18 protein-coding genes and 1 pseudogene are annotated in these 21,492 nt (G+C 73.4%); 10 read left to right on the top strand and 9 right to left on the bottom strand.

Annotated features, from left to right (window positions below):
* Positions 1–21: 21 nt before the first annotated feature.
* Together V5O46_RS01725 and V5O46_RS01720 are read right to left on the bottom strand one after the other, a co-directional pair.
* On the bottom strand, positions 22–1,068 hold the full coding sequence (locus V5O46_RS01725) for a CBS domain-containing protein (protein WP_332882549.1): 1,047 nt from the start codon (positions 1,066–1,068) through the stop codon (positions 22–24).
* Entirely contained in the window at positions 1,065–2,882 is a 1,818-nt protein-coding gene (locus V5O46_RS01720) for a GmrSD restriction endonuclease domain-containing protein (RefSeq protein ID WP_332882548.1), read from the bottom strand. Before V5O46_RS01720 ends, V5O46_RS01725 begins: the two co-directional genes overlap by 4 nt.
* 184 nt (positions 2,883–3,066) lie before the next feature.
* On the opposite strand from V5O46_RS01720, the gene brxD reads away from it, so the two are divergent.
* The 3 genes and pseudogenes from brxD to V5O46_RS01705 all read left to right on the top strand — a co-directional run.
* Positions 3,067–4,416: a BREX system ATP-binding protein BrxD gene (gene brxD, locus V5O46_RS01715; protein ID WP_332882547.1), complete on the top strand. Its 1,350-nt coding sequence runs from the start codon at positions 3,067–3,069 to the stop codon at positions 4,414–4,416.
* Positions 4,416–6,614: a DEAD/DEAH box helicase gene (locus V5O46_RS01710; protein ID WP_332882546.1), complete on the top strand. Its 2,199-nt coding sequence runs from the start codon at positions 4,416–4,418 to the stop codon at positions 6,612–6,614. Before brxD ends, V5O46_RS01710 begins: the two co-directional genes overlap by 1 nt.
* Before the next feature lie 156 nt (positions 6,615–6,770).
* Positions 6,771–6,945 (top strand): annotated as a pseudogene (locus V5O46_RS01705) (DUF7873 family protein); the annotation flags it as partial.
* 448 nt (positions 6,946–7,393) lie between these two features.
* Here the strand turns inward: V5O46_RS01705 and V5O46_RS01700 are convergent.
* A complete protein-coding gene (locus V5O46_RS01700; RefSeq protein WP_332882545.1) occupies positions 7,394–7,732 on the bottom strand; it encodes a MazG-like family protein in 339 nt (112 codons plus the stop codon).
* Between the two features lie 47 nt (positions 7,733–7,779).
* On the bottom strand, positions 7,780–8,322 hold the full coding sequence (locus V5O46_RS01695) for a DoxX family protein (protein ID WP_332882544.1): 543 nt from the start codon (positions 8,320–8,322) through the stop codon (positions 7,780–7,782).
* A gap of 160 nt (positions 8,323–8,482) precedes the next feature.
* Between V5O46_RS01695 and V5O46_RS01690 the strand changes: the two genes are divergently transcribed.
* The gene (locus V5O46_RS01690; RefSeq protein ID WP_332882543.1) at positions 8,483–8,809 is read left to right on the top strand and encodes a nuclear transport factor 2 family protein; all 327 of its coding nucleotides are present in this window, start codon (positions 8,483–8,485) and stop codon (positions 8,807–8,809) included.
* 274 nt (positions 8,810–9,083) lie between these two features.
* Here V5O46_RS01690 and V5O46_RS01685 read toward each other — a convergent pair whose 3' ends face one another.
* A complete protein-coding gene (locus tag V5O46_RS01685) occupies positions 9,084–9,890 on the bottom strand; it encodes an SDR family oxidoreductase (protein ID WP_332882542.1) in 807 nt (268 codons plus the stop codon).
* Between the two features lie 105 nt (positions 9,891–9,995).
* Between V5O46_RS01685 and V5O46_RS01680 the strand changes: the two genes are divergently transcribed.
* The 5 genes from V5O46_RS01680 to V5O46_RS01660 all read left to right on the top strand — a co-directional run bounded on the left by V5O46_RS01680 (position 9,996) and on the right by V5O46_RS01660 (position 15,301).
* Positions 9,996–11,354: a multidrug effflux MFS transporter gene (locus tag V5O46_RS01680; RefSeq protein ID WP_332882541.1), complete on the top strand. Its 1,359-nt coding sequence runs from the start codon at positions 9,996–9,998 to the stop codon at positions 11,352–11,354.
* Positions 11,279–12,484 carry a serine hydrolase domain-containing protein gene (locus tag V5O46_RS01675; RefSeq protein ID WP_332882540.1) on the top strand — a complete coding sequence of 402 codons (1,206 nt, stop codon included), beginning with the start codon at positions 11,279–11,281 and terminating at the stop codon, positions 12,482–12,484. The genes V5O46_RS01680 and V5O46_RS01675 overlap by 76 nt, the downstream gene beginning before the upstream one ends.
* Positions 12,485–12,546: 62 nt before the next feature.
* The gene (locus V5O46_RS01670; protein ID WP_332882539.1) at positions 12,547–13,536 is read left to right on the top strand and encodes a small ribosomal subunit Rsm22 family protein; all 990 of its coding nucleotides are present in this window, start codon (positions 12,547–12,549) and stop codon (positions 13,534–13,536) included.
* A gap of 260 nt (positions 13,537–13,796) precedes the next feature.
* Positions 13,797–14,420 carry a TetR/AcrR family transcriptional regulator gene (locus tag V5O46_RS01665; RefSeq protein ID WP_332882538.1) on the top strand — a complete coding sequence of 208 codons (624 nt, stop codon included), beginning with the start codon at positions 13,797–13,799 and terminating at the stop codon, positions 14,418–14,420.
* A 152-nt stretch (positions 14,421–14,572) separates the two neighbouring features.
* The gene (locus V5O46_RS01660; protein ID WP_332882537.1) at positions 14,573–15,301 is read left to right on the top strand and encodes a bifunctional DNA primase/polymerase; all 729 of its coding nucleotides are present in this window, start codon (positions 14,573–14,575) and stop codon (positions 15,299–15,301) included.
* A 24-nt stretch (positions 15,302–15,325) separates the two neighbouring features.
* Here V5O46_RS01660 and V5O46_RS01655 read toward each other — a convergent pair whose 3' ends face one another.
* The 4 genes from V5O46_RS01655 to V5O46_RS01640 all read right to left on the bottom strand — a co-directional run bounded on the left by V5O46_RS01655 (position 15,326) and on the right by V5O46_RS01640 (position 19,905).
* Positions 15,326–16,327, bottom strand: a complete 1,002-nt coding sequence (locus V5O46_RS01655; protein ID WP_332882536.1) for a hypothetical protein — start codon at positions 16,325–16,327, stop codon at positions 15,326–15,328.
* 604 nt (positions 16,328–16,931) lie between these two features.
* Entirely contained in the window at positions 16,932–17,756 is an 825-nt protein-coding gene (locus V5O46_RS01650; RefSeq protein ID WP_408648865.1) for a heme ABC transporter ATP-binding protein, read from the bottom strand.
* Positions 17,757–17,773: 17 nt separating this feature from the next.
* Positions 17,774–18,865, bottom strand: coding sequence for a FecCD family ABC transporter permease (locus tag V5O46_RS01645; protein WP_332882534.1), 1,092 nt, complete (start codon positions 18,863–18,865; stop codon positions 17,774–17,776).
* Positions 18,862–19,905, bottom strand: a complete 1,044-nt coding sequence (locus V5O46_RS01640; RefSeq protein WP_408648854.1) for a heme/hemin ABC transporter substrate-binding protein — start codon at positions 19,903–19,905, stop codon at positions 18,862–18,864. Before V5O46_RS01640 ends, V5O46_RS01645 begins: the two co-directional genes overlap by 4 nt.
* A gap of 109 nt (positions 19,906–20,014) precedes the next feature.
* On the opposite strand from V5O46_RS01640, the gene V5O46_RS01635 reads away from it, so the two are divergent.
* Positions 20,015–21,439, top strand: coding sequence for an HtaA domain-containing protein (locus V5O46_RS01635; RefSeq protein ID WP_332882532.1), 1,425 nt, complete (start codon positions 20,015–20,017; stop codon positions 21,437–21,439).
* The last annotated feature ends 53 nt before the right edge of the window (positions 21,440–21,492 follow it).

The following is a 21,492-nucleotide window of genomic DNA, read 5'->3' as shown; positions in this document are numbered from 1 at the left end:
GAGGCAGCACCCCCGACGCCGTCAGGCCACGAACGCCCGCAGCAGGTTCGCGAACGTCGTCAGCTCGTCGAGCAGCTCCTGCGGAAGCGGCTTCTCGTCGAAGTGGGCGATCCGGTTGCGGATGTCCTTCACCCGTTTCAGACGGCCGATGAACTGCTCCCTGGGCATGTTGGCCCACTTCAGGGCGGCCCAGTTGGCGTCGGCCCGCTCGGCCAGCGACGTCTTCGCCTGGCCGCCGTCCAGGAGTCTCAGATAGTCCCCGAACATCAGGTCGGAGACCTGGCCGGTGCGGTGCTCGGGCTTCTTGTTCGTCTGCACCGCCTTGACGGTCTCCTCGTCCAGTGCCGCGCCCAGACAGCGGCGCAGCAGGGACTCGATCTCCCCGACGATGAAGAAGGGCCGCGCCGCGCCCTCGAAGCGGTCCGTGACGTCCGCGGCGGTGACGATGCCCGAGAGGCAGCCGTCATCGCCTCGGACCAGGAGATACCCCTGTTCGCGGATGACCGGCAGAGCGGAGAAGAACTCCTGGCGGGTGTCGGCGACCGGGAGGGAGTCCTTCTCCATCGCGTTGTCCAGCGTCGGCTGCCTGCCCGCCTCGTACATCTTGGCGACGGACCCCCAGGTGACCACTCCGTGGATCTGCGCCATGCCGGTGGTCACCGGGACCTGCGAGACGCCCTTCGTGCGCATCAGGAACGTGGTCTGCGCCAGGGGCGTGCCGGGTCCGACGGACACCAGGCCGCGCCGAGCCGACGGGATGTCCCCGAGCAGCAGGCGCTGCGGAAGCGCGGCCGACGGCAGCGCCTCCTCCGTCTCGTCCGCGTCCGCTTCGGCGGGGGCGGACTGTGCGGGGACGGACGCGAGCGGCACCACGTCGACGTTGCTGCGCTGGCCGCACACGGCGAAGTCCGGCAGCGTCGTCAGTCCGGCGTCCGTGAGCGCCTGCGAGATGCGGTGCACCGTCCGGTGGTCGCGGACCCGGACCTGGAACAGGTCGAGGATGTCCTGCACGGGGACGGTCCTGCCCTTGAGCGCTGCGAGGTCCTGCCCGCCGGGTGCGGTCGTCATCGGGCGTCGTCCTCCGCGAGATCACGGAGCATGGTCCTCTTGCCCATGGCGGAGTGCACGAGATCCTGCAACTGCTTGGAACGGTCACTGTAGAACCGTTCGTAGTCGTTGTCGCGGAGCGCTTCCGGGTCGATGAGGTGGGTGGCGAGTACGTCGTCGAACCACTCGGGGCGCATGTCGGAGGCAGCGACCATGGTGGTGAGGTAGGAGGCAGGCGCGCCGGTCATGACCATCGCCGCGCGGTAGGACAGCGGCGTCTTGTTCACGATGGAGTTCGTGGGCAGGCCCTCGCTGTTCCCGCGCCGGAACCAGGTCTTGGGGAAGACCTGCCGGACGTCCACGCCGTACTCGTCCAGCCTGCCGGGGCTGAGCGGGCTGCCCGTGTGATGCCAGTCAACCGCCCCCTGCTTGATCAGCAGGGCGTAGATGCCCTTGTAGGCCGCGCTGTTGCGGGTGGTGAGGCTGTCGAGGCGGTCGGCGAAGAAGAAGGCGTCCGTGACGGTGTCGGGCGCCCGGTCGCCCTGCGCGATCCACGGGACGAGCTGCTCGACGTCACGCGTGAAGCGGGTCTCGGTGGAGCCGCCGTACATCTCGCCGAGGACCCCGCACCAGTACCACTGCTCGATCTTCTCCTCCGCCGCCAGGCCGTCCAGCGCCGTGTCGAGGATGGCGCGCACCGCCGCGAGCGGGACGAGCTGTGTCTGGTACGGCAGGTCGTTCGGGCGGACGATGCACTGCCGTTCCAGGAAGTCGCCCACCCAGGCGAGGGCGTCGGCGACCTTCGGCGCCAGCCGGATGAAGTCTGCCAGCGGAAGGTCCAGCAGGTCCCGGCGCTTGCACGACACCGTCGCCCCGATGCCCGCCTGCTTCCGCTCCCAGGTGCGTACCAGGGCGATGGCCTGCAGGAAGTCGATGCTGCTCAGCCCGTTCTCGATGCCGCTGTCCAGACGTCCGAAGACCGGGTACTTGGCGGCCAGCCCCTGCTTGATCTCCTGCCACACCTCGGGGAGCTGGTAGTAGTCCCCGGTCCGGTCGACGTACTCGCGGTCCCCGGCGTAGGTCGCGGTGAGCAGTTCGAAGACGTTCAGCGGCACACCACCCGTGTTGACCCGCTCGAACACCGCGCAGACGGCGTCCATGGAGGTGGAGGCGGCCAGCCGGATCATCGGCACCTGGAAGGCGCGGATCTGCTGGAGGACGGACTCGTCGAACTGGCCCCACAGGTCCCAGTTCCGGTCCTCGTCCGCCTTGATGTACGCCTTCTTCCACTGGTTCACCCGCTGGGCGTCGAAGGCGAGGTGCAGGGGGAAGAGACCGGCCGCGCACTCGTCGTCCACGGTGCTCAGATCCAGCACCACCGTGCGGTTGAAGTCGGTGCGCAGCACCTTGTCCGCCGGGACGGACAGGATGGCCGCGTCGCGGTCCGCGGACGGGCCGACGGCCTTCGCGATGTCGACGTAGTACCAGCGCTCGACGGGTTTGCCGCGGGCGTCCGCGGTTTCCACCGGGGCGTCCAGCCACAGGGCCTGGAACAGGGACGTGAGGCGCTGCTGCCCGTCCAGCAGGAGGAGGTCCGCGGCCGGGTCCCCGTCCGGGCGCGCTCCGGTGAGCGTCCTGGAGCGGAACCGGGTGGCGCCGCCCGTCTGCAACGTCATCACCACGCCGAGCGGGTAGTCCAGCGTCACCGTCGCGATGATGGCGCGGATCCGGTCGTCGTCCCATTTCCAGTTCCGCTGGAAGTCGGGCAACTGCAGGGAGCCCGAGGCCACGTCAGCGAGTACGTCCTTCAGTTTCACGTTGTCGAGTGCCGCCACGCCCGTCCCACTCCCACCCTGTCGGCTGTACGGAGAGTGATTCCAGCAGTGTCTCCGGGTGACCGTCAACCGATTCCGGGAAGGGCGTCGCCTCGGCAGCGAGCAGCGTGAAGCGAGGACCGTTCCGCCGCCCTCGCGCTCCGGTCCCCGCACGTTCGTCCGTGGAAATGGAAGACTGCTTCCTGTGAGTACCACCGGATCCCAGCGCCCCGTACAGGTGAGCGCCGCCCGCCGCCGTACCGTCATCGACGCGCTGCGCCGCGGTGCCGTGCCGGACAGCGGACTCGATCTGCTGGCCACCGGACTCGACCGGTTCGAGGCTGCCGTGGACGCGGAACTGGACGCCGTGGCGTCCGGCGGCTCCGTGTTCAAGGCCGTGCGGGGCGAGTACGGGTCCGGCAAGACGTTCTTCGCCCGCTGGCTGGGCGAGCGGGCCAAACGCCGCAACTTCGCCGCGGCCGAGATCCAGGTCTCGGAGAACGAGACACCGCTGCACCGGCTGGAGACGGTCTACCGGCGGCTCACCGAACGGCTCACCACCTCCAGTTTCCCGCCCAGCGCGCTGCGGCCCGCGGTCGACGCCTGGTTCTACGCCCTCGAGGAGGACGTGCTCGCCGCCGGCGCGGCCGAGGACGAGCTCCCTGGCGAGGTGGAGAAGCTGCTCGTCGCACGGCTCGCCGAAGTCTCCCGGCACGCCCCGTCGTTCGCCACCGCCCTGCGCGGCTACCGGGCCGCCCTCGCCGGCGACGACGAGGCGACCGCCGCCGCCGTCCTCGCGTGGCTCGGCGGCCAGCCGCACGTCGCGGCCTCCGTCCGCCGGACCGCCGGAGTACGGGGCGACCTCGACCACTTCGGCGCGCTCGGCTTCCTGCAGGGCCTCCTCACCGTGCTGCGTGACTCAGGGCACACCGGGCTGTTCGTCGTCCTCGACGAGGTGGAGACGCTGCAGCGGGTCCGGTCGGACGCCCGAGACAAGGCACTCAACGCGCTGCGGCAGCTCATCGACGAGGTGCACTCCGGCCGTTTCCCCGGCCTCTATCTGGTCATCACTGGCACCCCGGCCTTCTACGACGGCCAGCAGGGCGTGCAGCGCCTGGCCCCGCTCGCTCAGCGGCTGGCCACCGACTTCACCACCGACCCGCGGTTCGACAACCCCCGTGCCGTGCAGATCAGGCTTCCCGGCTTCAACCGGGAGTCCCTGGTCGGACTCGGCCTCACGATCCGTGACCTGTACGCCGATGCGGCGGAAGCACCCGAGCGCGTGCGGAAGGCCGTCGACGACGGGTATGTCGCCGATCTCGCGGCAGCCGTCGGCGGGGCGCTGGGCGGGAAGGCCGGGGTGGCCCCCCGGCTGTTCCTGAAGAAGCTCGTCGGGGACGTGCTCGACCGCGTGGACCAGTTCGAGGACTTCGACCCACGGCGGCACTACCGGCTCACCGTCGCCGACGGCGAACTGACCGACGTCGAACGGAATCTGGCCGCGACGGTCTCCGGGGGCGCCGCGTCGGCCGATGACATCGACCTGGAGCTGTGATGGCGGACGCGGAACACCCGGCCGGGAAGAGACCGGGTGAGGAGGACGTCGACGAACTGGACCGACTCGACCCCGTCGTCCTGCACCACATCGTCAACACCCTGGGCTGGCCCGATCTGCGCCCCCTGCAGCGGGCGGCGATCACGCCGCTCATGCGGGGGCAGGACGCCGTACTGCTGGCTCCGACGGCGGGGGGCAAGACCGAGGCGGCCTGCTTCCCCCTGCTGTCGGCGATGACCGAGCAGAAGTGGACGGGCACATCCGTGCTGTACCTGTGCCCGCTCAAGGCGCTCCTCAACAACCTGGTCGGCCGCGTCGACGCGTACGCGCAGTGGCTGGGGCGGCGAGCCGCACTCTGGCACGGTGACACCAGGGAATCGACACGGCAGCGCATCCGGGCCGAGGCGCCGGACATCCTGCTCACCACGCCCGAGTCGCTCGAAGCGATGCTGATCGGCGTCAAGACCGACCACGCCCGTCTGCTGGGAAGCGTGAGGGCCGTCGTCGTCGACGAAGTGCACGCGTTCGCGGGGGACGACCGGGGGTGGCATCTGCTCGCCGTGCTCGAACGGCTGGAGCGGGTCACCGGACGGCCCATCCAGCGCGTCGGGCTCTCGGCGACCGTCGGCAACCCGGCCGAACTGCTGTACTGGCTGCAAGGCTCGGGCGCCCCCGGCCGCACCGGCAAGGTGGTCGCCCCCGGAGTGCACCTGCCCGCCGCCGACAGCAGCGGACACGGCGGCAAGACGCATCCGGAGCCGGCCGGCCGGCCCGCCGGCGAAGTGGAACTCGACTACGTCGGCTCCCTCGACAACGCGGCCAAACTCATCTCGGTGCTGCACAGAGGAGAGAAGCGGCTCGTCTTCTGCGACTCCCGCCGCCAGGTCGAGGAGCTGGGCGCGGCGCTCCGCGCGCGCGAGGTCACCGTCTTCCTGTCCCACGCCTCGCTCTCCGTCGACGAACGCGCCCGCTCCGAGCAGGCGTTCGCCGATGCCCGCGACTGCGTCATCGTCTCCACGTCAACGCTCGAACTCGGCATCGACGTCGGTGACCTGGACCGCGTCATCCAGATCGACTCCCCGGCCTCCGTCGCCTCGTTCCTGCAGCGCATCGGCCGCACCGGCCGCCGCCCCGGCACCGTGCGGAACTGCCTGTTCCTCACCACCCGCAAGGAATCGTTGCTGCAGGCGGGGGGACTGCTGCTGCTGTGGTCGCGAGGCTGGGTGGAACCGGTCGTCCCCCCGCCGGAGCCGCGCCACCTGGTGGCCCAGCAGCTGCTCGCCGTCACCCTTCAGCAGCACAAGCTCGGCGACCGGTTGTGGGACCGGCAGTGGAACGGCCTTGCCCCGTTCGACAAGTCGGCCGCCCCTGTCCTGCGCTTTCTCACCGAGGAGGGCTTCCTCGACAGCGACGGCGGGATGCTGTTCGTCGGCCCTGAGGCTGAGCGCCGCTTCGGCAGAAGACATTTCATCGAACTCACCGCCTCCTTCACCGCACCTCCGCAGTTCACCGTCCTGTCCGGCCGCACCGAGATCGGCCGCACCGACCCGAGCGTGCTCACAGAGGAACGCCCAGGACCCAGGAGGCTGCTGCTCGGCGGACGCAGCTGGCAGGTCACGTACATCGACTGGCTGCGCAGACGCGTCTTCGTCGAGCCGGCCGAGGGCGGCGGCATCGCCAAGTGGATGAACGGCGGCGTCGCCGGACTGTCGTACGCCCTGACGCGCGCCATGCGCGAGGTGCTGCTGGGCACCGCCCCGCCGGTCTCTCTCACTCGGCGTGCGGAGGCGTGCCTGGCCGAGCAGCGCGGGACCGACGCACCCGACACGGTCCACCCAGGTGGCACGTTGATCACGCGTGCCGGCTCCGACGTCCGTTGGTGGACCTGGGCGGGCCACCGCGCAAACGCCACCCTTGCGGCCACCCTCCGATCGGTCACCGACCCCCTGCAACGGCCCACCGACAGCTGGCTGCGCCTGCGCGAGAACCTCACCCCGGCCGACTGGCGTACGGCCCGTGAGAACGTCGGCGACAACCTCGTCCTGCCAGAGGTGGACCGCCGGGCCGTACGCGGGCTGAAGTTCTCCGCCGCCCTACCGGAACGCCTCGCCGTGGCCACGGTGGCGGCCCGGCTGGCCGACTTCGACAGCGCACGCTCGGTGCTGGGCGAGTCGGCGCGCTTTCTGCACGACGACTGAACCGGGAAGAGCGATCGGGGCCGCTCGAAACCGAGGGACACGCCGGGGCCCCGGGGCGGACGACGGCTCCACCAGCAGCGGCCACGTGCGGTGGAATGCGCGTGCCGCGGTCCGGAGCCCCGACTACGGTTCTGGTGTTCGATAGACGGGGGTGACGTGGCGAAACTCAATCAGATCATCGCCGTCGAGAAGAGAGCCAAGAGCAAGGCGCTCCAGGACGTGACCGCAGGGCACCACAAGGTTCAGAAGCCGGCGCTGCTCGCCGGGATCTCGCGGACCTGCCAGCCCAGGGACGAGGAGGGCGAGCAGATGGCCGCCGTCCTCGTCGAGAGGTCGCTCGCCGGGGAACCGGCGCAGCCCTGACCTCCCGCGCCCCCGCCGGAGCCCCGGCGTCAGCGCGGATGGAAGTCGGCCGCCCGGCGCATCGCCCTGGTCCGCTCGGACTCGGTGTCCAGGCGCCTCGCCGGCCTCGTCGCGTACGACCGCAGCAGATCGTGCAGTTGGTAGCGGCGCTCGTCCTGGTGCCGGATGAGATGGGCGCCGGCGAGGTTGCGCAGCAGCAGCAGCGAGGCCTCGTCGCACCCGCTGCCCGGCCGTCAAAGGCTGCTCGGAGTCGCCCACATGAGGACGCTGCTGCGACACGCAGGCACTCTCCTGCGAGACCTCGTCTACGGAGTCAACGCGGGACACGCCATCCGGTACGGTGCACGACTGCCGGCCTGCAGGCCCCCGCACCCACCGGCCGCCGGCCGAGGGTGAGGACTCCTGCCCTGCCGCACTCACCCGCCCAGCGACCGCTCCGTCACCCGCACCAGATGCCGGGTGAACACCTCCCGTGCCTCCGGCGTCAGCGTGCGCAGCGCCACCAGTGCCGTGATCACCACGTCGCACAGCTCCGACTGGACGTCGTCCCAGGTGTGCGTGACCCCCTTGCGCGGGTTCTGGCCCGTCGCGCCGATCACCGCCTCCGCGACCTCGCCGACCTCCTCGGACAGCTTCAGCATGCGCAGCAGCAGCCCTTCCCGGCCGCCGACGACGGAATCGGTGTCCAGCCACTTCCACAGGTCGTCGATGGTGCTCCAGAGGTCGGCGGGGGAGCCGCCGCGTTCGTCGCTCATGCGGGGCAGCTTGCCACGCGCGGCCGGACCGCCGGGTGCCCGGTACGTCAGTCGAACAGCGCCTGCTGCTCCCCCTCCGCCGCCCTGCGCACCCGCCGGTTACGCGCCCCCACGACCACCGCCGTGGCCGCCGCGACCGCCGCGAACGCCGTCGGGACCATCCAGCCCCGGTTGACCGTGTGGCCGAGCGCATGGTCCAGGGAGTAGCGGCCGGGGCCGGTGACCGCGAGCCCGGCGGCCGTCAGGCCCAGGGACGCGGCGTACTCGTAGCCGCCGGCCCGGGCGAAGAAACCGTTCGGGGCGTGCACGGCCGCCGCGCCCGCCATCGCGCCGGCCGCCGCCGCGCCGGCCGCCGGGGTGGCCAGGCCCAGCGCCAGCAGCGTCCCGCCGCCGGCCTCCGCAAGGCCCGCGGCCGTGGCACTGGCCTCGCCCGGCGTGTAGCCGACCGACTCCATGAACCGGCCGGTGCCCTCGATCCCGCCGCCCCCGAACCAGCCGAGCAGCTTCTGCGCACCGTGTGCCGCCAGCACGCCTCCCGTGCCCAGCCGGAGCAGCAGCAGCCCCAGGTCGCGTCGGTCGGTACAGGTCACGTCGACTCCTTCGGGAGGCCAGCGGTCCGCCCTTCCACCGTCGCACCGGCGGCCTCAGCGCGGGCCCCTCACCGGCGCCGTTCGGGTGGCGCCCGGACGGGCGGGCCCGAGTGGCACGCTCAGGTGGCGGGGGTGCGGGGCCGGTGTGAGGCTGGCCGGCATGACGATTCAGCAGAACCGGCTCAGCGACCCGGCCGTCCGTGCCTTCGTCGCCGCCGTCAACTCCCACGACCGCGACGCCTTCCTCTCCCTGCTCACCCCCGACGCCACCATGGCCGACGACGGTTCCGACCGCGACCTCACCGAGTGGATCGACCGGGAGATCTTCTCCTCCAACGGCCACATGGATGTCGAGAACGAGTCCAACGACGGCCGCGCGCTGGTCGCCCAGTACCGCAACGACACCTGGGGCGAGATGCGCACCCGGTGGCAGTTCGACGTCGACGAGGACGGCAGGATCTCCCGGTTCGAGACCGGCCAGGCCTGATGCGTCCGTGCGGCAGCCGTCCCGCCCTCGGCCGGCGGGGCGGAACGGCTGCCGCCTCCCCCTCGCGTTGGCTCGCGGTGACCGGCATCCATCCGTGCTTCACTTGTGAAGCTCTGATGGAGGAGAGTTGAGCACAGGTCGCCCACCGGCCGCAACGGCGCGGAATATCAAGCTCCGTTCGTGTGCGAACCAGTGCGCCCGGGGCGTGCGCTCACGGCGTCTGAGCGCGCCGGTGCACACCCGCCCGGCGGCGCGTGGCCCGTCCGCCGGTGCGTCAGCCGCGCCCCACGTACGGCATCGCCGTCGCCAGCACCGTCGCGAACTGCACGTTCGCCTCCAGCGGCAGTTCCGCCATGTGGCGCACCGTGCGGGCCACGTCGGCGACGTCCATCACCGGCTCCGGTGCGACCTCCCCGCCGGCCTGGAGGGCGCCGGTCTGCATCCGTGCCGTCATGTCGGTCGCCGCGTTGCCGATGTCGATCTGGCCGACCGCGATGTTGTACGCCCGCCCGTCCAGCGACAGTGACTTGGTCAGGCCCGTCAGGGCGTGCTTGGTCGCCGTGTAGGCCGCCGAGTGCGGCCGGGGGGTGTGCGCCGAGATCGAGCCGTTGTTGATGATCCGGCCGCCCTGCGGGTGCTGCTCCTTCATCTGCCGGTACGCCGCCTGCGCACACAGGAACGCGCCGTTGAGGTTGGTGTCCACCACGTGCCGCCAGGCCTCGTAGGACAGCTCCTCCACCGGCACCCCGCCCGGGCCGAACGTGCCCGCGTTGTTGAACAGCAGGTCCAGCCGCCCGAAGCGGTCCCGCACGGCCGCGAACAGCGCCGCCACGTCCTCGGGGCGGGACACGTCGGTGCGGACGGGGACGGCCGAGCCGCCCGGCACCAGGGCCGCCGTCTCCTCCAGGGGCTCGGTGCGCCGGCCGGCGAGCGCCAGCGACCAGCCGGCGCGCAGCAGCTCGACCGCGACCGCGCGCCCGATGCCCGAGCCCGCCCCCGTCACCACGGCGGTCCTGTGCGGGCCGGCCGCTCCGGGTGTCTCTTCGTGGGTCGTTGCCCCGGTGTCTCTCACGGTGTTCATGGGTCCGCAGAGTACGTGCGCACACGCGGTGCGCCGCACGCGTCGTACAAGCATTTCGTACGAGCTGAGAGCATGGGTGCCGGATCCGTCGAAAGGGAGGGCCGCATGCCCGAGCGCGGGGCATCGATACCGGACACCCCACAACCGAAGAGCGGGCCGCCCGGGGACCCCGGACCGGGGACGGCACCGCCCGGAACGCCCCGTGCGCTGCGTGCCGCCCGCCGTACCGGCCTGCTCGTCACGCTGATCCTGGGCGGCCTCACCGCAACGCCCCCGCTGGCGATGGACATGTACCTCCCGGCGCTGCCGGAGGTCACCCGGTCCCTGCACGCGCCCGCCGCGACCGTCCAGCTCACCCTCACCGCGTGCCTGGCGGGCATGGCCCTCGGCCAGCTGGTGGTCGGACCGATGAGCGACCGCTGGGGCCGCCGCCGCCCGCTGCTGGCCGGCCTCGCCGTCTATGTCGTCGCCACCGCCCTGTGCGCGCTCGCCCCCACGGCCGGCGCCCTGGTCTCCTTCCGGCTGGCGCAGGGCCTGGCGGGCGCCGCCGGGATAGTGATCGCCCGGGCCGTCGTCCGCGACCTGTACGACGGCGTGGCCATGGCCCGTTTCTTCTCCACCCTCATGCTGATCTCCGGCGTCGCCCCGATCGTCGCGCCGCTGATCGGCGGGCAGATCCTGCGGATCACGGACTGGCGGGGGGTGTTCGTCGTCCTCGCCGTGCTCGGACTGCTGCTGGGCGGTGCGGTGTGGGCGAAGCTGCCGGAGACGCTGCCCGCCGCCGAGCGGCACACCGGCGGGGGCCGGCAGGCGCTGCGCTCGATGCGCGGCCTGCTCGCCGACCGGTCCTTCTCCGGGTACCTGCTGGCGGGCGGCTTCGCCTTCGCCGCGCTGTTCGCCTACATCTCCGCCTCGCCGTTCGTGATCCAGGAGATCTACGGCGCCTCCCCGCAGACCTTCAGCCTGCTGTTCGGCCTCAACTCCGTCGGACTGGTCGTCGTCGGCCAGATCAACGGCAAGGTTCTGGTCGGCCGGGTCCGGCTGGACCGGGTGCTGGGCCTCGGCCTGACGATCGTCGTCGCCGCGGCGACCGTGCTGCTGCTGATGTCCCTCGGCGTCTTCGGCGAGGTCGGACTGGTGCCGGTGGCCGCCGCGCTGTTCGTGCTGATGTCCGCGATGGGCATCACCCTGCCCAACACCCAGGCCCTCGCCCTGATGCGGGTCAAGCGCTCCGCCGGCTCCGCCTCCGCGCTGCTCGGCACGGCCTCCTTCCTCATCGGGGCCGTCGCCTCGCCGCTGGTCGGCGTCGCCGGAGAGGACACCGCCGTGCCGATGGCCGTCGTCCAACTGGGCGCCGCCCTGGTGGCACTGGCCTGCTTCATGGGAATGTGCCGTCCCCGGAGCACTCGCGGAGCACCTGCGGAAGCCGAGGCGCGGCCCGACGCGGAGGGAGCGGAGAGCTGAGCGCACCCAGACTGCGCAGCGACACGGCCGAGCGGGCGGGCCTGGACCCGGCTCAGCTGCACCGGCTGGTCCAGGAGGTCCGCCGGCTGACGGCGGGGGAGCGCCCCTGGGCGGCCGGTGCCGCCCTGGCCGTGGGACGCGGCCCGGTGCTCGCCGTCGAGGAGGCGGCCGGCTGGGCCGTGCGCTACGCCGCCTACGACGCCCGCAGCGGCTCGGCGGTGGAGCTGCCGGAGCCGTCCCGGGTGCCGGTGACCCCCGGCACCCCCTTCGACCTGGCCTCGCTCACCAAGCTGTTCACGTCCGTCGCCGCGGTGCAGCAGATCGAACGGGGCACGCTCGGCATCGACGCCGAGATCGGCGCCTATCTGCCGGACTTCCGGGCCGCGGCCCGCGCCGGCATCACCGTACGGCAGCTGCTGACCCACACCTCCGGGCTCCGGCCCGAACTCCCGCTGTACGACTGCGCCGACCACGCCGAACGGCTGGCGCTGCTCCGTGCCGAGCGGCCCGCGGCAGCATCGGGCACCCACTGCTACTCCGACCTGAACATGCTGCTGCTCCAGCAGGTCCTGGAGCGCATCACCGGCCGCCGCCTCGACACCCTGGTCCACGACGGGATCACCCGCCCGCTCGGCATGACCGCCACCCGCTTCGGTCCGTGCCCCGACGCGGCGGCCACCGAGGACCAGCGCCGCCCGTGGGCCAAGGCGGACCGGGGGATGCTGCGCGGGGTGGTGCACGACGAGAACGCCTGGGCACTGGGCGGGGTCGCCGGCCACGCGGGCCTGTTCTCCACCGCCCGGGACCTGGCGGTGTTCTGCCGCGCACTGCTCGCGGGCGGCGGCTACGGCCCGGCGCGCATCCTCGGGCCCGACTTCGTCGACCTGCTGCTGACCCCGCCGGGCCTGGGCTTCGCCCTCGACCAGCCGTGGTTCATGGGCGAGCTGGCGGGGCGCGGGGCGGCCGGGCACACCGGGTTCACCGGGCCGATGCTGGTGCTCGACCGGGCCACGGACACCTTCCTCGTCCTGCTCGCCAACACGGTGCACCCGCGGCGCCCGCACATCGCGGACAGCCGGCCCCGGGCCGCGGCGGCCACCTGTGTGGCGCGGGCGGTGCGCGGCCGGTGAGGGCGCCGCCGCACACCGTGAGCAGCGATCACCGGCACCGGCCGGGCCCGTAGAATCGCCGGGTGAACGCCCCCGCCGCCCCCGCCGACACCCTGCGGGCCGCCCTGGCCGGCCTGCTCGACGGCCTGCCGACCCGGCAGGCCGCCCAGGCCGTGGAGCGGCTGATCACGCACTACCGCGGGGCCACCCCGACCGGCGCCCCGATCCTGCGCAACCGCGCCGACGTGGCCGCCTACGCCGCGTACCGGATGCCCGCGACCTTCGAGGCGGTGCGCTCGGCGCTGGCGGCGCTCGCTGTGGCCGCTCCCGGCTGGACGCCCGGCAGCCACACCGATGCCGGCGGCGGCACCGGGGCGGCCGTCTGGGCGGCCGGCGTCGTCTGGGGCGGTGCCCGGCCGGTGACCGTGCTCGACTGGTCGGAGCCCGCGCTCGCACTCGGCCGGGAGATCGCCGCCGCCGAGCCCGGACTCGCGGACGTCCGCTGGCGGCGCGCCCGGATCGGCACGGACCTCACCCTCGAGGCCACCGGCCTCGTCACGGTCTCCTACGTCCTCAACGAGCTCACGCCCGCCGACCGCACCGCCCTGGTCGACGCGGCCGCCGGTGCCGGGCAGGCGGTCGTGATCGTCGAGGCCGGCACCCCGGCCGGGTACGAGCGGGTGATCGAGGCCCGCGACCGGCTGATCGCCGCCGGTCTCCGGATCGCCGCGCCCTGCCCGCACAGCGCCGACTGCCCCATCGCCCCCGGCACCGACTGGTGCCACTTCTCGGCGCGGGTCAGCCGCTCCTCCCTGCACCGCCAGGTCAAGGGCGGGTCCCTCGCCTACGAGGACGAGAAGTTCTCCTACGTCGCCGCAGTGCGGTTCCCCGCCGCGCCGGCCGCCGCACGCGTGGTCCGGCGTCCGCAGATCCGTAAGGGGCAGGTCCTGCTCGACCTGTGCGAGGCCGAGCAGGACCTGCGCCGGGTCACGGTCACCAAGCGCCACGGCGAGCTGTACCGGGCGGCCCGCGACGCCGACTGGGGCGACGCCTGGCCGCCGGACGGGCGCTGAGCGCTCCGCTGGAAGTACCGCGCTGTGCCGTCGCTCGTCTGCGGCGCCGTCGTGGCTGGTAGGGCAGTTCCGCGCCCCTTCAGGGCGCAGGTCCTCCTCGGCCGGGGTTCCGGCGGGCGCCGCCGACGCCCAGCATGTTTCCTGTTCCGCTTCGGGTCGTGAAGGACTCCTCCATCGAAGGCATGACAGTACGAGACGGTTCGTCTCGATGGATCGGATACCGCGAGACGGTCCGTCTTGTCAATTGATAGATTCGAGCCATGTCGACAACGAAGCCCGTTCACAAGCGCCGCAGCGAGAAGTCCCGCCGGGCCATCTACGACGCCGCCCTCGCCCTCGTCGCCGAGGTCGGCTACCCCAGGACCACCGTCGAGGGCATCGCCGCCCGTGCCGGCGTCGGCAAGCAGACCATCTACCGCTGGTGGTCCTCGAAGGCGGACGTGTTGCTGGAGGCCTTCCTCGACCTCGCCTACGAGTCGGGCCAGGACCCGGAGCAGCGGCAGGAGCAGCCGGAGTACGCGATCCCGGACACCGGCGACCTCGCCGCCGACCTCAAGGCCGTACTCCGGGCCACCGTCGACGAGCTGCGGGACCCCAGGTTCGAGGGGCCCAGCCGGGCGCTGGCCGCCGAGGGGGTCGTCGACGAGGAGCTCGGCCGGGCCGTCGTCGCCAAGCTGCTGGAGCCGTCCCTCCAGCTCTACGCCGACCGGCTGCGCGCCGCGCAGGACGCCGGGGAGATCCGCCCGGACCTCGATCCCCGCATCGCGCTGGAGCTGTTCGTCTCCCCGCTCGCCCAGCGCTGGCTCCAGCGCACGGCCCCGTTCTCGTACGAGTACACCGACACGCTCGTCGACTACGCGCTGCACGGACTCGCCCCGCGCTGACCCGCCCCGCGCCGAAGGGGCTCCGGGCTGACTCGCCCCGCACTGACGCGGTCCGCGCTGACCTGGGAAGTTTGTCCGTCCCCGACCCCGACGCACGGAATGGTGCGACGATAGGGCATGCTGGAGCGCACGACGGCGAGGCGAGGGGATAGATGAGCGCGGAGTTCGGCGGCCGTACCGGCCGGCAGGGCAGACTCTCCCAGTGGCTGCGCGGACGCCGCCCGAAGCAGCCCGCCGGGGACGGTGGCCGGGAGGCCATGCTGCTCGCCGCCGCCGGGGCCGGACTGCCGCTGGCGCCCGCCGCGCACCCGGCCGGCTACATGTGCTCCTGCGACCGCGTCGGCTGTCCCACCCCGGCCCGGCACCCGGTCTCCTTCGCCTGGCAGACGCAGTCCACCACCGACCGGGCGCAGATCGAGCGCTGGGCCCGCCACCAGCCGCAGGCCAACTTCATCACCGCGACCGGCATGGTGCACGACGTCCTCGACGTCCCCCTGGAGGCCGGCCGCCAGGCGCTGCAGCGGCTCGCGGACTCCGGCGTCGAGGTCGGCCCGGTCGCCGAGAGCGACGACGGCCGCATGCTGTTCTTCACCCTCACCCGCGGCACCCCCGAGGACGAGGACGAGTGGTGGCCCTGCGAGCTGGACTGCCACCCCGAGACGATGGACGAGCACCCCGGCCTGCGCTGGCACTGCCGCGGCTCCTACGTCCTGGTGCCCCCCGCCGTGCTGCCCGGCGACCAGAGCGTGCACTGGGTGCGCGGCCCGGAGCATCCGCTCCCGGACCCGCTGAGCCTGCTGGAGACGCTGACCGACGCCTGCGCCCGGCACGTCCGTGCGGAGGCCGACCACGCCGGGTCGGCCTGGCCGCTGCGGCACTGACCGCCCCGCCCCGTCCGGGGGCTGCTACTCGCCCTGCGCCGAGGTCAGTCCCTGGACGCGCCCCACGATCGTCACACCGTCCCCGCCCGAATCCTTCGCCGGGTCCAGTGCCACCGCGTTGGAGACGAACTCCATCGTCAGCGACTGCTTGATCTCACCCTCCGTCAGCGCCAGCACGTCCTGGTTCGGCGTGGGCACGGAGGCGCCCTGGGCGGCGGTCTGCTTCTCGTAGTGCCGCGAGGTGAAGAACACCAGCGCGCCGCCGTCCTCGGTGCGCAGCGCCAGCGGCGCGTAGTCGCCGTTGGTCAGCGGCTCGTCGATGTACTGCCGGGCCAGTCCGGGCCGGCTCTCCTGCTTCCTGCGCAGCTCCCGCCAGCCGCTGGTGTGGGCACCGTCCTTGAAGGTCGATCCGCCCTCCCCGAGGTAGGCGGCGTAGGCGTCACTCAGTTCGCCGGGCGGCACGGCCAGTTCGGCGGAGTCGGCGGGGACGGCCTCGGCCCAGCCGTCCTCGTCCGTCGGGAAGCCGGGTATGGAGCCGGGGGCGGCCAGCGTCAGATAGGCCACCTCCCAGGTGTCGTCGATCCCGTCCCGGGTGAACACCAGCAGCCAGCGCGCGTCGCCGCCCTTGTTGCCCCGGGCGTCGGCGAGGAACCAGCGCGGCCAGCCCGCCTTCTTCGGGATCGTGTACTTCACGTCCGTCAGTTCGAGCGGATCGTGGCCCGGGTTGCCGTCCGGGTGGTTGGCCTGACCGGCCCTCAGCCGGGCCGAGTCGATGTCGGCGAGGGCGCCGGTGGTGACCCCGGCGTCCAGGGAGGGGTCGTAGGCCTTGTCGGCCTTGTTGTACGCGGCGGTGAACCGCTCCAGCGCCTCGGCGGCCTCGGCCCGGGTGGCCGCGGGGAGCACCTCGCGCTCGCCGTGCACCACCACGCATCCGCTCGCCGTGACCGACAGAACGGTCACCGACGCCGCCAGCAGCGCGCCCCGGGCACGCCCGCGAAGCCTCTCAGTGCCGCGATCCCTGCTCATCAGGTTTCCTTCACCCTCCCCTTCCCGGAGGCGAACCCTACCGGGACCAAGGGACGCACGGACGGCCGGAGCCGGTTTCCGTCCCCGCTCCGTGATCCGACCCGACACCCGCGCCTCGTCCAGGGTCAGCCCACCCGCGCTGCATCCTCGGCCGGCCGTCCCGCGCCGCGTCCGCCGTCAGCAGTCTCGCACTGCGCTCTCGGCCGACCCTCCCGTGCCGCGTGCCGTCGGCCTTCCCGGCGCGGAGTGACGAAGGCGGCTCCGGTGCGGGGTCGGCGCAGCACCTCCGGTCGCTCGTGGACCTCCGTCGGCAGACGGCCGGAGGAGACCTGCCGCGAGGGCCGTCGGCCACCCGCGAGGGCCGTCGGCCACGACCCGGCCGGCCCCCTGCCGCGCCGCGACCCGCCGCTCCCTGCCGCGCCGCGACCCGGGGCGGGCCTCTCGCGCCGCTCGTGGTCGGCGCGCCGGTGCCGTGCCCGCGGGCTGCCCTCCCGTGCCCTGCCTGCGGTGGCCTGCTCGTGCTCCGCGCGCGGTAGGTCCTGCCGCGTTCTCCGGGGCGGCTGTCCCGAGGCTCCGGTGGCCGGGTCCTCTGTGCCGCGTGCGGTCAGCCTTCCCGGCGCGGAGTGACGAGGGCGGCTCCGGTGCGGGGGTGGGGGAGTACCTCGACCGGTTGGTCGTAGACCTCCGTCAGCAGGTGGTCGGAGAAGACCTCCCGCGGTGGGCCGTCGGCCGCGACCCGGCCGGCCCGCAGCACGGCGACCCGGTCGGCGTACGCCGCCGCCAGGCCCAGGTCGTGCAGGACGACGACCACCGCGTCCCCGGCCCGCGCCCGCTCCCGGCACAGCCGCAGCACCAGCTCCTGGTGGCGCAGGTCCAGGGCTGCGGTCGGCTCGTCGAGCAGCAGCAGCGGGGCGCGCTGTGCGAGCACCCGGGCGAGCGCCACCCGGGCCCGTTCGCCGCCGCTGAGCGCGGAGAACGGGCGGCCGGCGAAGCCGGTCACCTCGGTGCGGGCCATCGCCTCATCCACGGCCGGGTCGTCCTCGTCCTCCGCCGGTGTCCCGGCCCAGGGGGCGCGGCCCATCCGGACCACCTCCTCCACCCGGAACGGGAAGGACAGCGCCGCCGACTGCGGCAGCACGGCGCGACGCAGCGCCAGTTCGGGCGCGGACCACTCGGGCGCCGGGCGCCCGTGGACCCGTACCACCCCGGCGGCGGGCGGCAGATCCGCGGCCAGCGCACCCAACAGGGTCGACTTCCCCGCCCCGTTGGGGCCGACCAGCGCCAGCACCTCGCCCGCCCGGACGGCGGTGTCCACGCCGTCGAGGACGGGCCGCCCGTCCAGCCGGACCTGCAGCGACTCGGCCTCGGCGAGGACGTCGCCGGGCGCGGCCGGAGCCGGCGGCGCCGGACGGGACGGTACGAGACCCATGCGATGCAGGACGGTCCTCATGCCCAACCCCCTTGCCTGCGCCGGGTGCGGCGCAGCAGCCAGAAGAAGAACGGACTGCCGAGCAGCGCCGTCAGCACCCCGAGCGGCAGCTCGGCCGGCTCGGCGACGGTACGCGCGGCCAGGTCGGCGCCGAGCAGCACCAGCGCCCCGCCCAGCGCACTGCACGGCAGCAGAAAGCGGTGACCGGGGCCGGCGACCATCCGGATCAGGTGCGGTACCACGAGACCGACGAAGCTGATGACCCCGGAGACGCTCACCGCGGCGGCCGTCAGCAGGGCGACGACCAGGATCAGCACGATCCGCAGCCGCTCCACCTCGACCCCCAGATGCCGGGCGGGCCGGTCGCCCAGCGAGAGCAGATCCAGGCGGCGCGCGTACAGCGGGGCGACGGCCAGTCCGGCCACCGCGCACGGCAGCACCGCCCACACCTTGGGCCAGGTGGCCTGGGCGAGGGAGCCGAGCTGCCAGAACGTGATCTGGTTGACGGCGGCGGAGTCGGCGAGGAACACGAACAGCCCGATGAGTGCGCCCGCGAAGGCGTTCACCGCGATGCCCATGAGGATGAGCGTCACCACCTCCGTGCGCCCCCGCGCCCGTGCCATGCCGTACACCAGCAGCACGGTGCCGAGCCCGGCGACGAACGCCATCGCGGGCAGGGTCCAGTTGCCGAGGAAGTCCAGCCCCAGCGAGATCGAAGCGACCGCCCCGACCGCTGCGCCCAGCGAGACCCCGATGGTGCCCGGCTCGGCCAGCGGGTTGCCGAACACGCCCTGCATCAGCGCGCCCGCGCAGCCCAGCGACGCCCCGATGGTCAGGGCCAGCACGATCCGCGGGAACCGCACGTTCCACAGGACCGACTCGGCGATCCGGTCCAGTTCCGCACCGCCGATCCCGACCCGGTGCGCCAGGGAGCCGAGGACGTCGCCGACCGGGATCGGATAGGCGCCGAGCCCCGCCGCCACCGGCACCAGGACCAGCAGGGCGAGCAGCAGCCCGGCCGCCAGCAGCCGGGCCGCGGACCGCCGGGCCGGTACCGGGGCCGGGGGTTCGGCGGGGGCCCGCCCCACCGGCTTGTCCAGGACGGTCACGCGCGGTCCCCGCTCTCGCCGTACAGCTGCTCCACGACCGACCGCAGCACCTGGTCGGTGCGCGGGCCGTAGTTGAGCAGCACCCCGTCCTCGACCGAGACGATCCGCCGGTCCGTGCCGGCCGGGGTCTGGGCGACCCCGGGGATCTCCGTCAGGCCGTCGACGCCGCCGACCGACTCGAGTCCCTTGCTCATCACCAGGATCGCGTCGGGCGCCGCCTTGACCAGCGCCTCGCTGGTGATGGCGGTGAAGTCCTTCTCCAGCCCCGAGGCGGCGCCCGCGTCGACCCCGCCGGCCGCCTCGATCAGCGAGGTGGCGCCCGAGCCCCGGCCGCCGATCAGATAGACGGAGGCCGAGCCGCGCAGATACAGGAAGGCGATGCGCGGCCTGGCGTCCCCGTCCCGCGGCACGTCCCCGCGGACGGCGTCGATCCGCTGTTGCGAACGCCGGGTCAGCTGCTGCCCGGCCGCCGGGACGCCGAGTGCGTCGGCGACCGCGCCGATGCGCGCGGCCACGTCGTCCAGGCCGGTGGCCGGGGCGACCACCAGGACCGGGACACCGGCGGCCCGGATCTGCCGGATCGCCTCCTCGGGCCCGGTGCCGGTCTCGGCGATCACCAGGTCGGGCCGGAGCGACAGCACGCTCTCGGCGGAGACGTCGTGGCCGCGGGTGACCACGGGCAGCTGCTCGGCCTGCTGGAAGGTCGCGGTGAGGTCGCGGGCGACGACACGGTCGCCGAGGCCGAGGGTGAACACGATCTCGCTGAGGCTGCCGGAGAGCGGCACCAGTCGGTCGGCGCTGCCCACCGTCACCTCCGTGCCGTCGGCGGAGCGCACGGTCACCGGGAGTTCGGGCACGGGCCGGTCGGTGAGCGGCTCCACCCGGTCGGCGACGGTCTCCGGGCCGGCCGTGGCGGCACTGGGCGAGGCCGAGCCCGATGAGCCCGATGAGCCCGATGAGCCCGATGAGCCCGAGCATCCGGTCGCGGTCAGGGAGAGGGCGAGCACGGACAGCAGTGCTCCCGCCAGTCGGGTGCGCAAGCGTCGCACGGTTCCGTCCGTCCTTTCCGTCCACTGATGTATCGGCAGGTTGAAGCTTAGGTTAGCCTTACCTTCGTTCGCTACCGGTCCGTGCCCCGGAGGATGCCGCATGCCCACCCGCCTACGCACCCTGGTGACCGTGCTGTGCGCGGCCGTTCTGGGGGCCCTGCTCCCGGCCGCCCCCGCACACGCCGAGAGCCGGACCGTGCAGGGCGGGCGGCTGGACTGGGGCATCAGGTCCACTTTCCAGAGCTATGTCACCGGGCCCGTCGCCAAGGGGAGTTACTCCCTCACCGGCGGTGCCGCAACCGTCGGCGGGAGCGCCTTCCGCTTCCACTCGGCGACCGGCAGCTACGACGGCGCCACGGGTGCCTTCCGCGCCTCGTTCTCCGGCGGGGTCCGCTTCGTCGGTCACCAGCAGGACGGCGGCGCCCCGCAGCTCGACCTCACCGTCAGCCGCCCCACGGTGAGCATCTCCGGCGGGACCGGAACGCTCCATGTGGACGTCGTCAGCAGGGCGAAGGGCACCGGGGCGGTCACGACGTCCCGACAGGTGCCCTTCGCCTCCCTCTCCCTCGGCGGGATCGACATGCGCGGCGGCGGCACCTCCGTCGCCCTGAACAACGTCCCCGCCACCCTCACCGCCCGGGGCGCCGAGTCCTTCGCCGGCTACTACACCGCCGGTACCGCCCTGGACCCGGTGAGCCTCTCCGCGGACGTCCGGCCCGCGGCGCAGCGGAAGCAGCCGTCCGCCACGCCCACCGAGGCGGGCAGGTCGCCCACGCCCGTCCGGGCCGCCGGCGGCCCCCTCGCCGACGGCGCCGTCGACTGGGGCGTGCGCCGCACCTTCCGGGAGTACGTCACCGGCGACATCGCCGACGGCAGGTGGACCCTGACCGCGGGGGCCCAGGACGGCGGTGCCCTCTTCCGCTTCCCCGGCGGCGAGGGGACGTACCGGGACGGCGAACTGACCGCCGCCTTCCGGGGCGCGGTGCGCTTCACCGGCGCCCACGGCCTCGACCTGACGCTCAGTGGAGTGCGGGCCGCCGTCGAGGACGGCACCGGCACCCTGTACGCCGACGTGAAGAGCCCCGGGTACCAGGGCACCGAGGTGCCGCTGGTCACCTTCACCGCGAAGGACCTCGAGCCCGCCGACGGTCTGGTCCGGGTCACCGAGGCGCCCGCGAAGCTCACCTCCCGCGGCGCGCAGGCCTTCGGCGGGATGTACCAGGCCGGCACCGAGATGGACCCGGTGTCCCTGGCCGTCGCCCTCACCGCGGACGCGGAACTGCCCGCCCTGCCCGACCTGGGCAGCGCACCCACGGAGAGCGCGAGTCCGCAGCCGGAGCCCGCCGTACCGGGGTCCGCCGTACCGGAGTCGGCCGCACCGGTGGCCGCCGCCGCGGACGACGGCTCCGGCTTCCCCGCCCTGCCCGTCGGCCTCGCGGCCGGTGCCCTGCTGCTGCTCGCCGCGGCCGTCGCGGTCCGCAGACGCCGGGCGCGCCCCGCCGCCGAGGCCCCCGAAGAGAGCTGAACCCCCTGTTCCGTCCCCGCACCGGAGACGGACCGCCCACCGAGGAGACATCG

This window comes from Streptomyces poriticola (assembly GCF_036689765.1).
Taxonomy (GTDB): domain Bacteria; phylum Actinomycetota; class Actinomycetes; order Streptomycetales; family Streptomycetaceae; genus Streptomyces; species Streptomyces poriticola.
This window is presented reverse-complemented; position numbering and strand designations above follow the sequence as displayed.

What these genes read in the sequence shown, in the direction of transcription:
- V5O46_RS01650 (WP_408648865.1), bottom strand. Translation starts at nt 17,756, where the DNA reads ATGGGTCTCGTACCGTCCCGTCCGGCGCCGCCGGCTCCGGCCGCGCCC.
- V5O46_RS01685 (WP_332882542.1), bottom strand. Translation starts at nt 9,890, where the DNA reads ATGAACACCGTGAGAGACACCGGGGCAACGACCCACGAAGAGACACCC.
- V5O46_RS01635 (WP_332882532.1), top strand. Translation starts at nt 20,015, where the DNA reads ATGCCCACCCGCCTACGCACCCTGGTGACCGTGCTGTGCGCGGCCGTT.
- V5O46_RS01710 (WP_332882546.1), top strand. Translation starts at nt 4,416, where the DNA reads ATGGCGGACGCGGAACACCCGGCCGGGAAGAGACCGGGTGAGGAGGAC.
- V5O46_RS01700 (WP_332882545.1), bottom strand. Translation starts at nt 7,732, where the DNA reads ATGAGCGACGAACGCGGCGGCTCCCCCGCCGACCTCTGGAGCACCATC.
- V5O46_RS01725 (WP_332882549.1), bottom strand. Translation starts at nt 1,068, where the DNA reads ATGACGACCGCACCCGGCGGGCAGGACCTCGCAGCGCTCAAGGGCAGG.
- V5O46_RS01655 (WP_332882536.1), bottom strand. Translation starts at nt 16,327, where the DNA reads ATGAGCAGGGATCGCGGCACTGAGAGGCTTCGCGGGCGTGCCCGGGGC.
- V5O46_RS01680 (WP_332882541.1), top strand. Translation starts at nt 9,996, where the DNA reads ATGCCCGAGCGCGGGGCATCGATACCGGACACCCCACAACCGAAGAGC.
- V5O46_RS01665 (WP_332882538.1), top strand. Translation starts at nt 13,797, where the DNA reads ATGTCGACAACGAAGCCCGTTCACAAGCGCCGCAGCGAGAAGTCCCGC.
- V5O46_RS01660 (WP_332882537.1), top strand. Translation starts at nt 14,573, where the DNA reads ATGAGCGCGGAGTTCGGCGGCCGTACCGGCCGGCAGGGCAGACTCTCC.
- V5O46_RS01690 (WP_332882543.1), top strand. Translation starts at nt 8,483, where the DNA reads ATGACGATTCAGCAGAACCGGCTCAGCGACCCGGCCGTCCGTGCCTTC.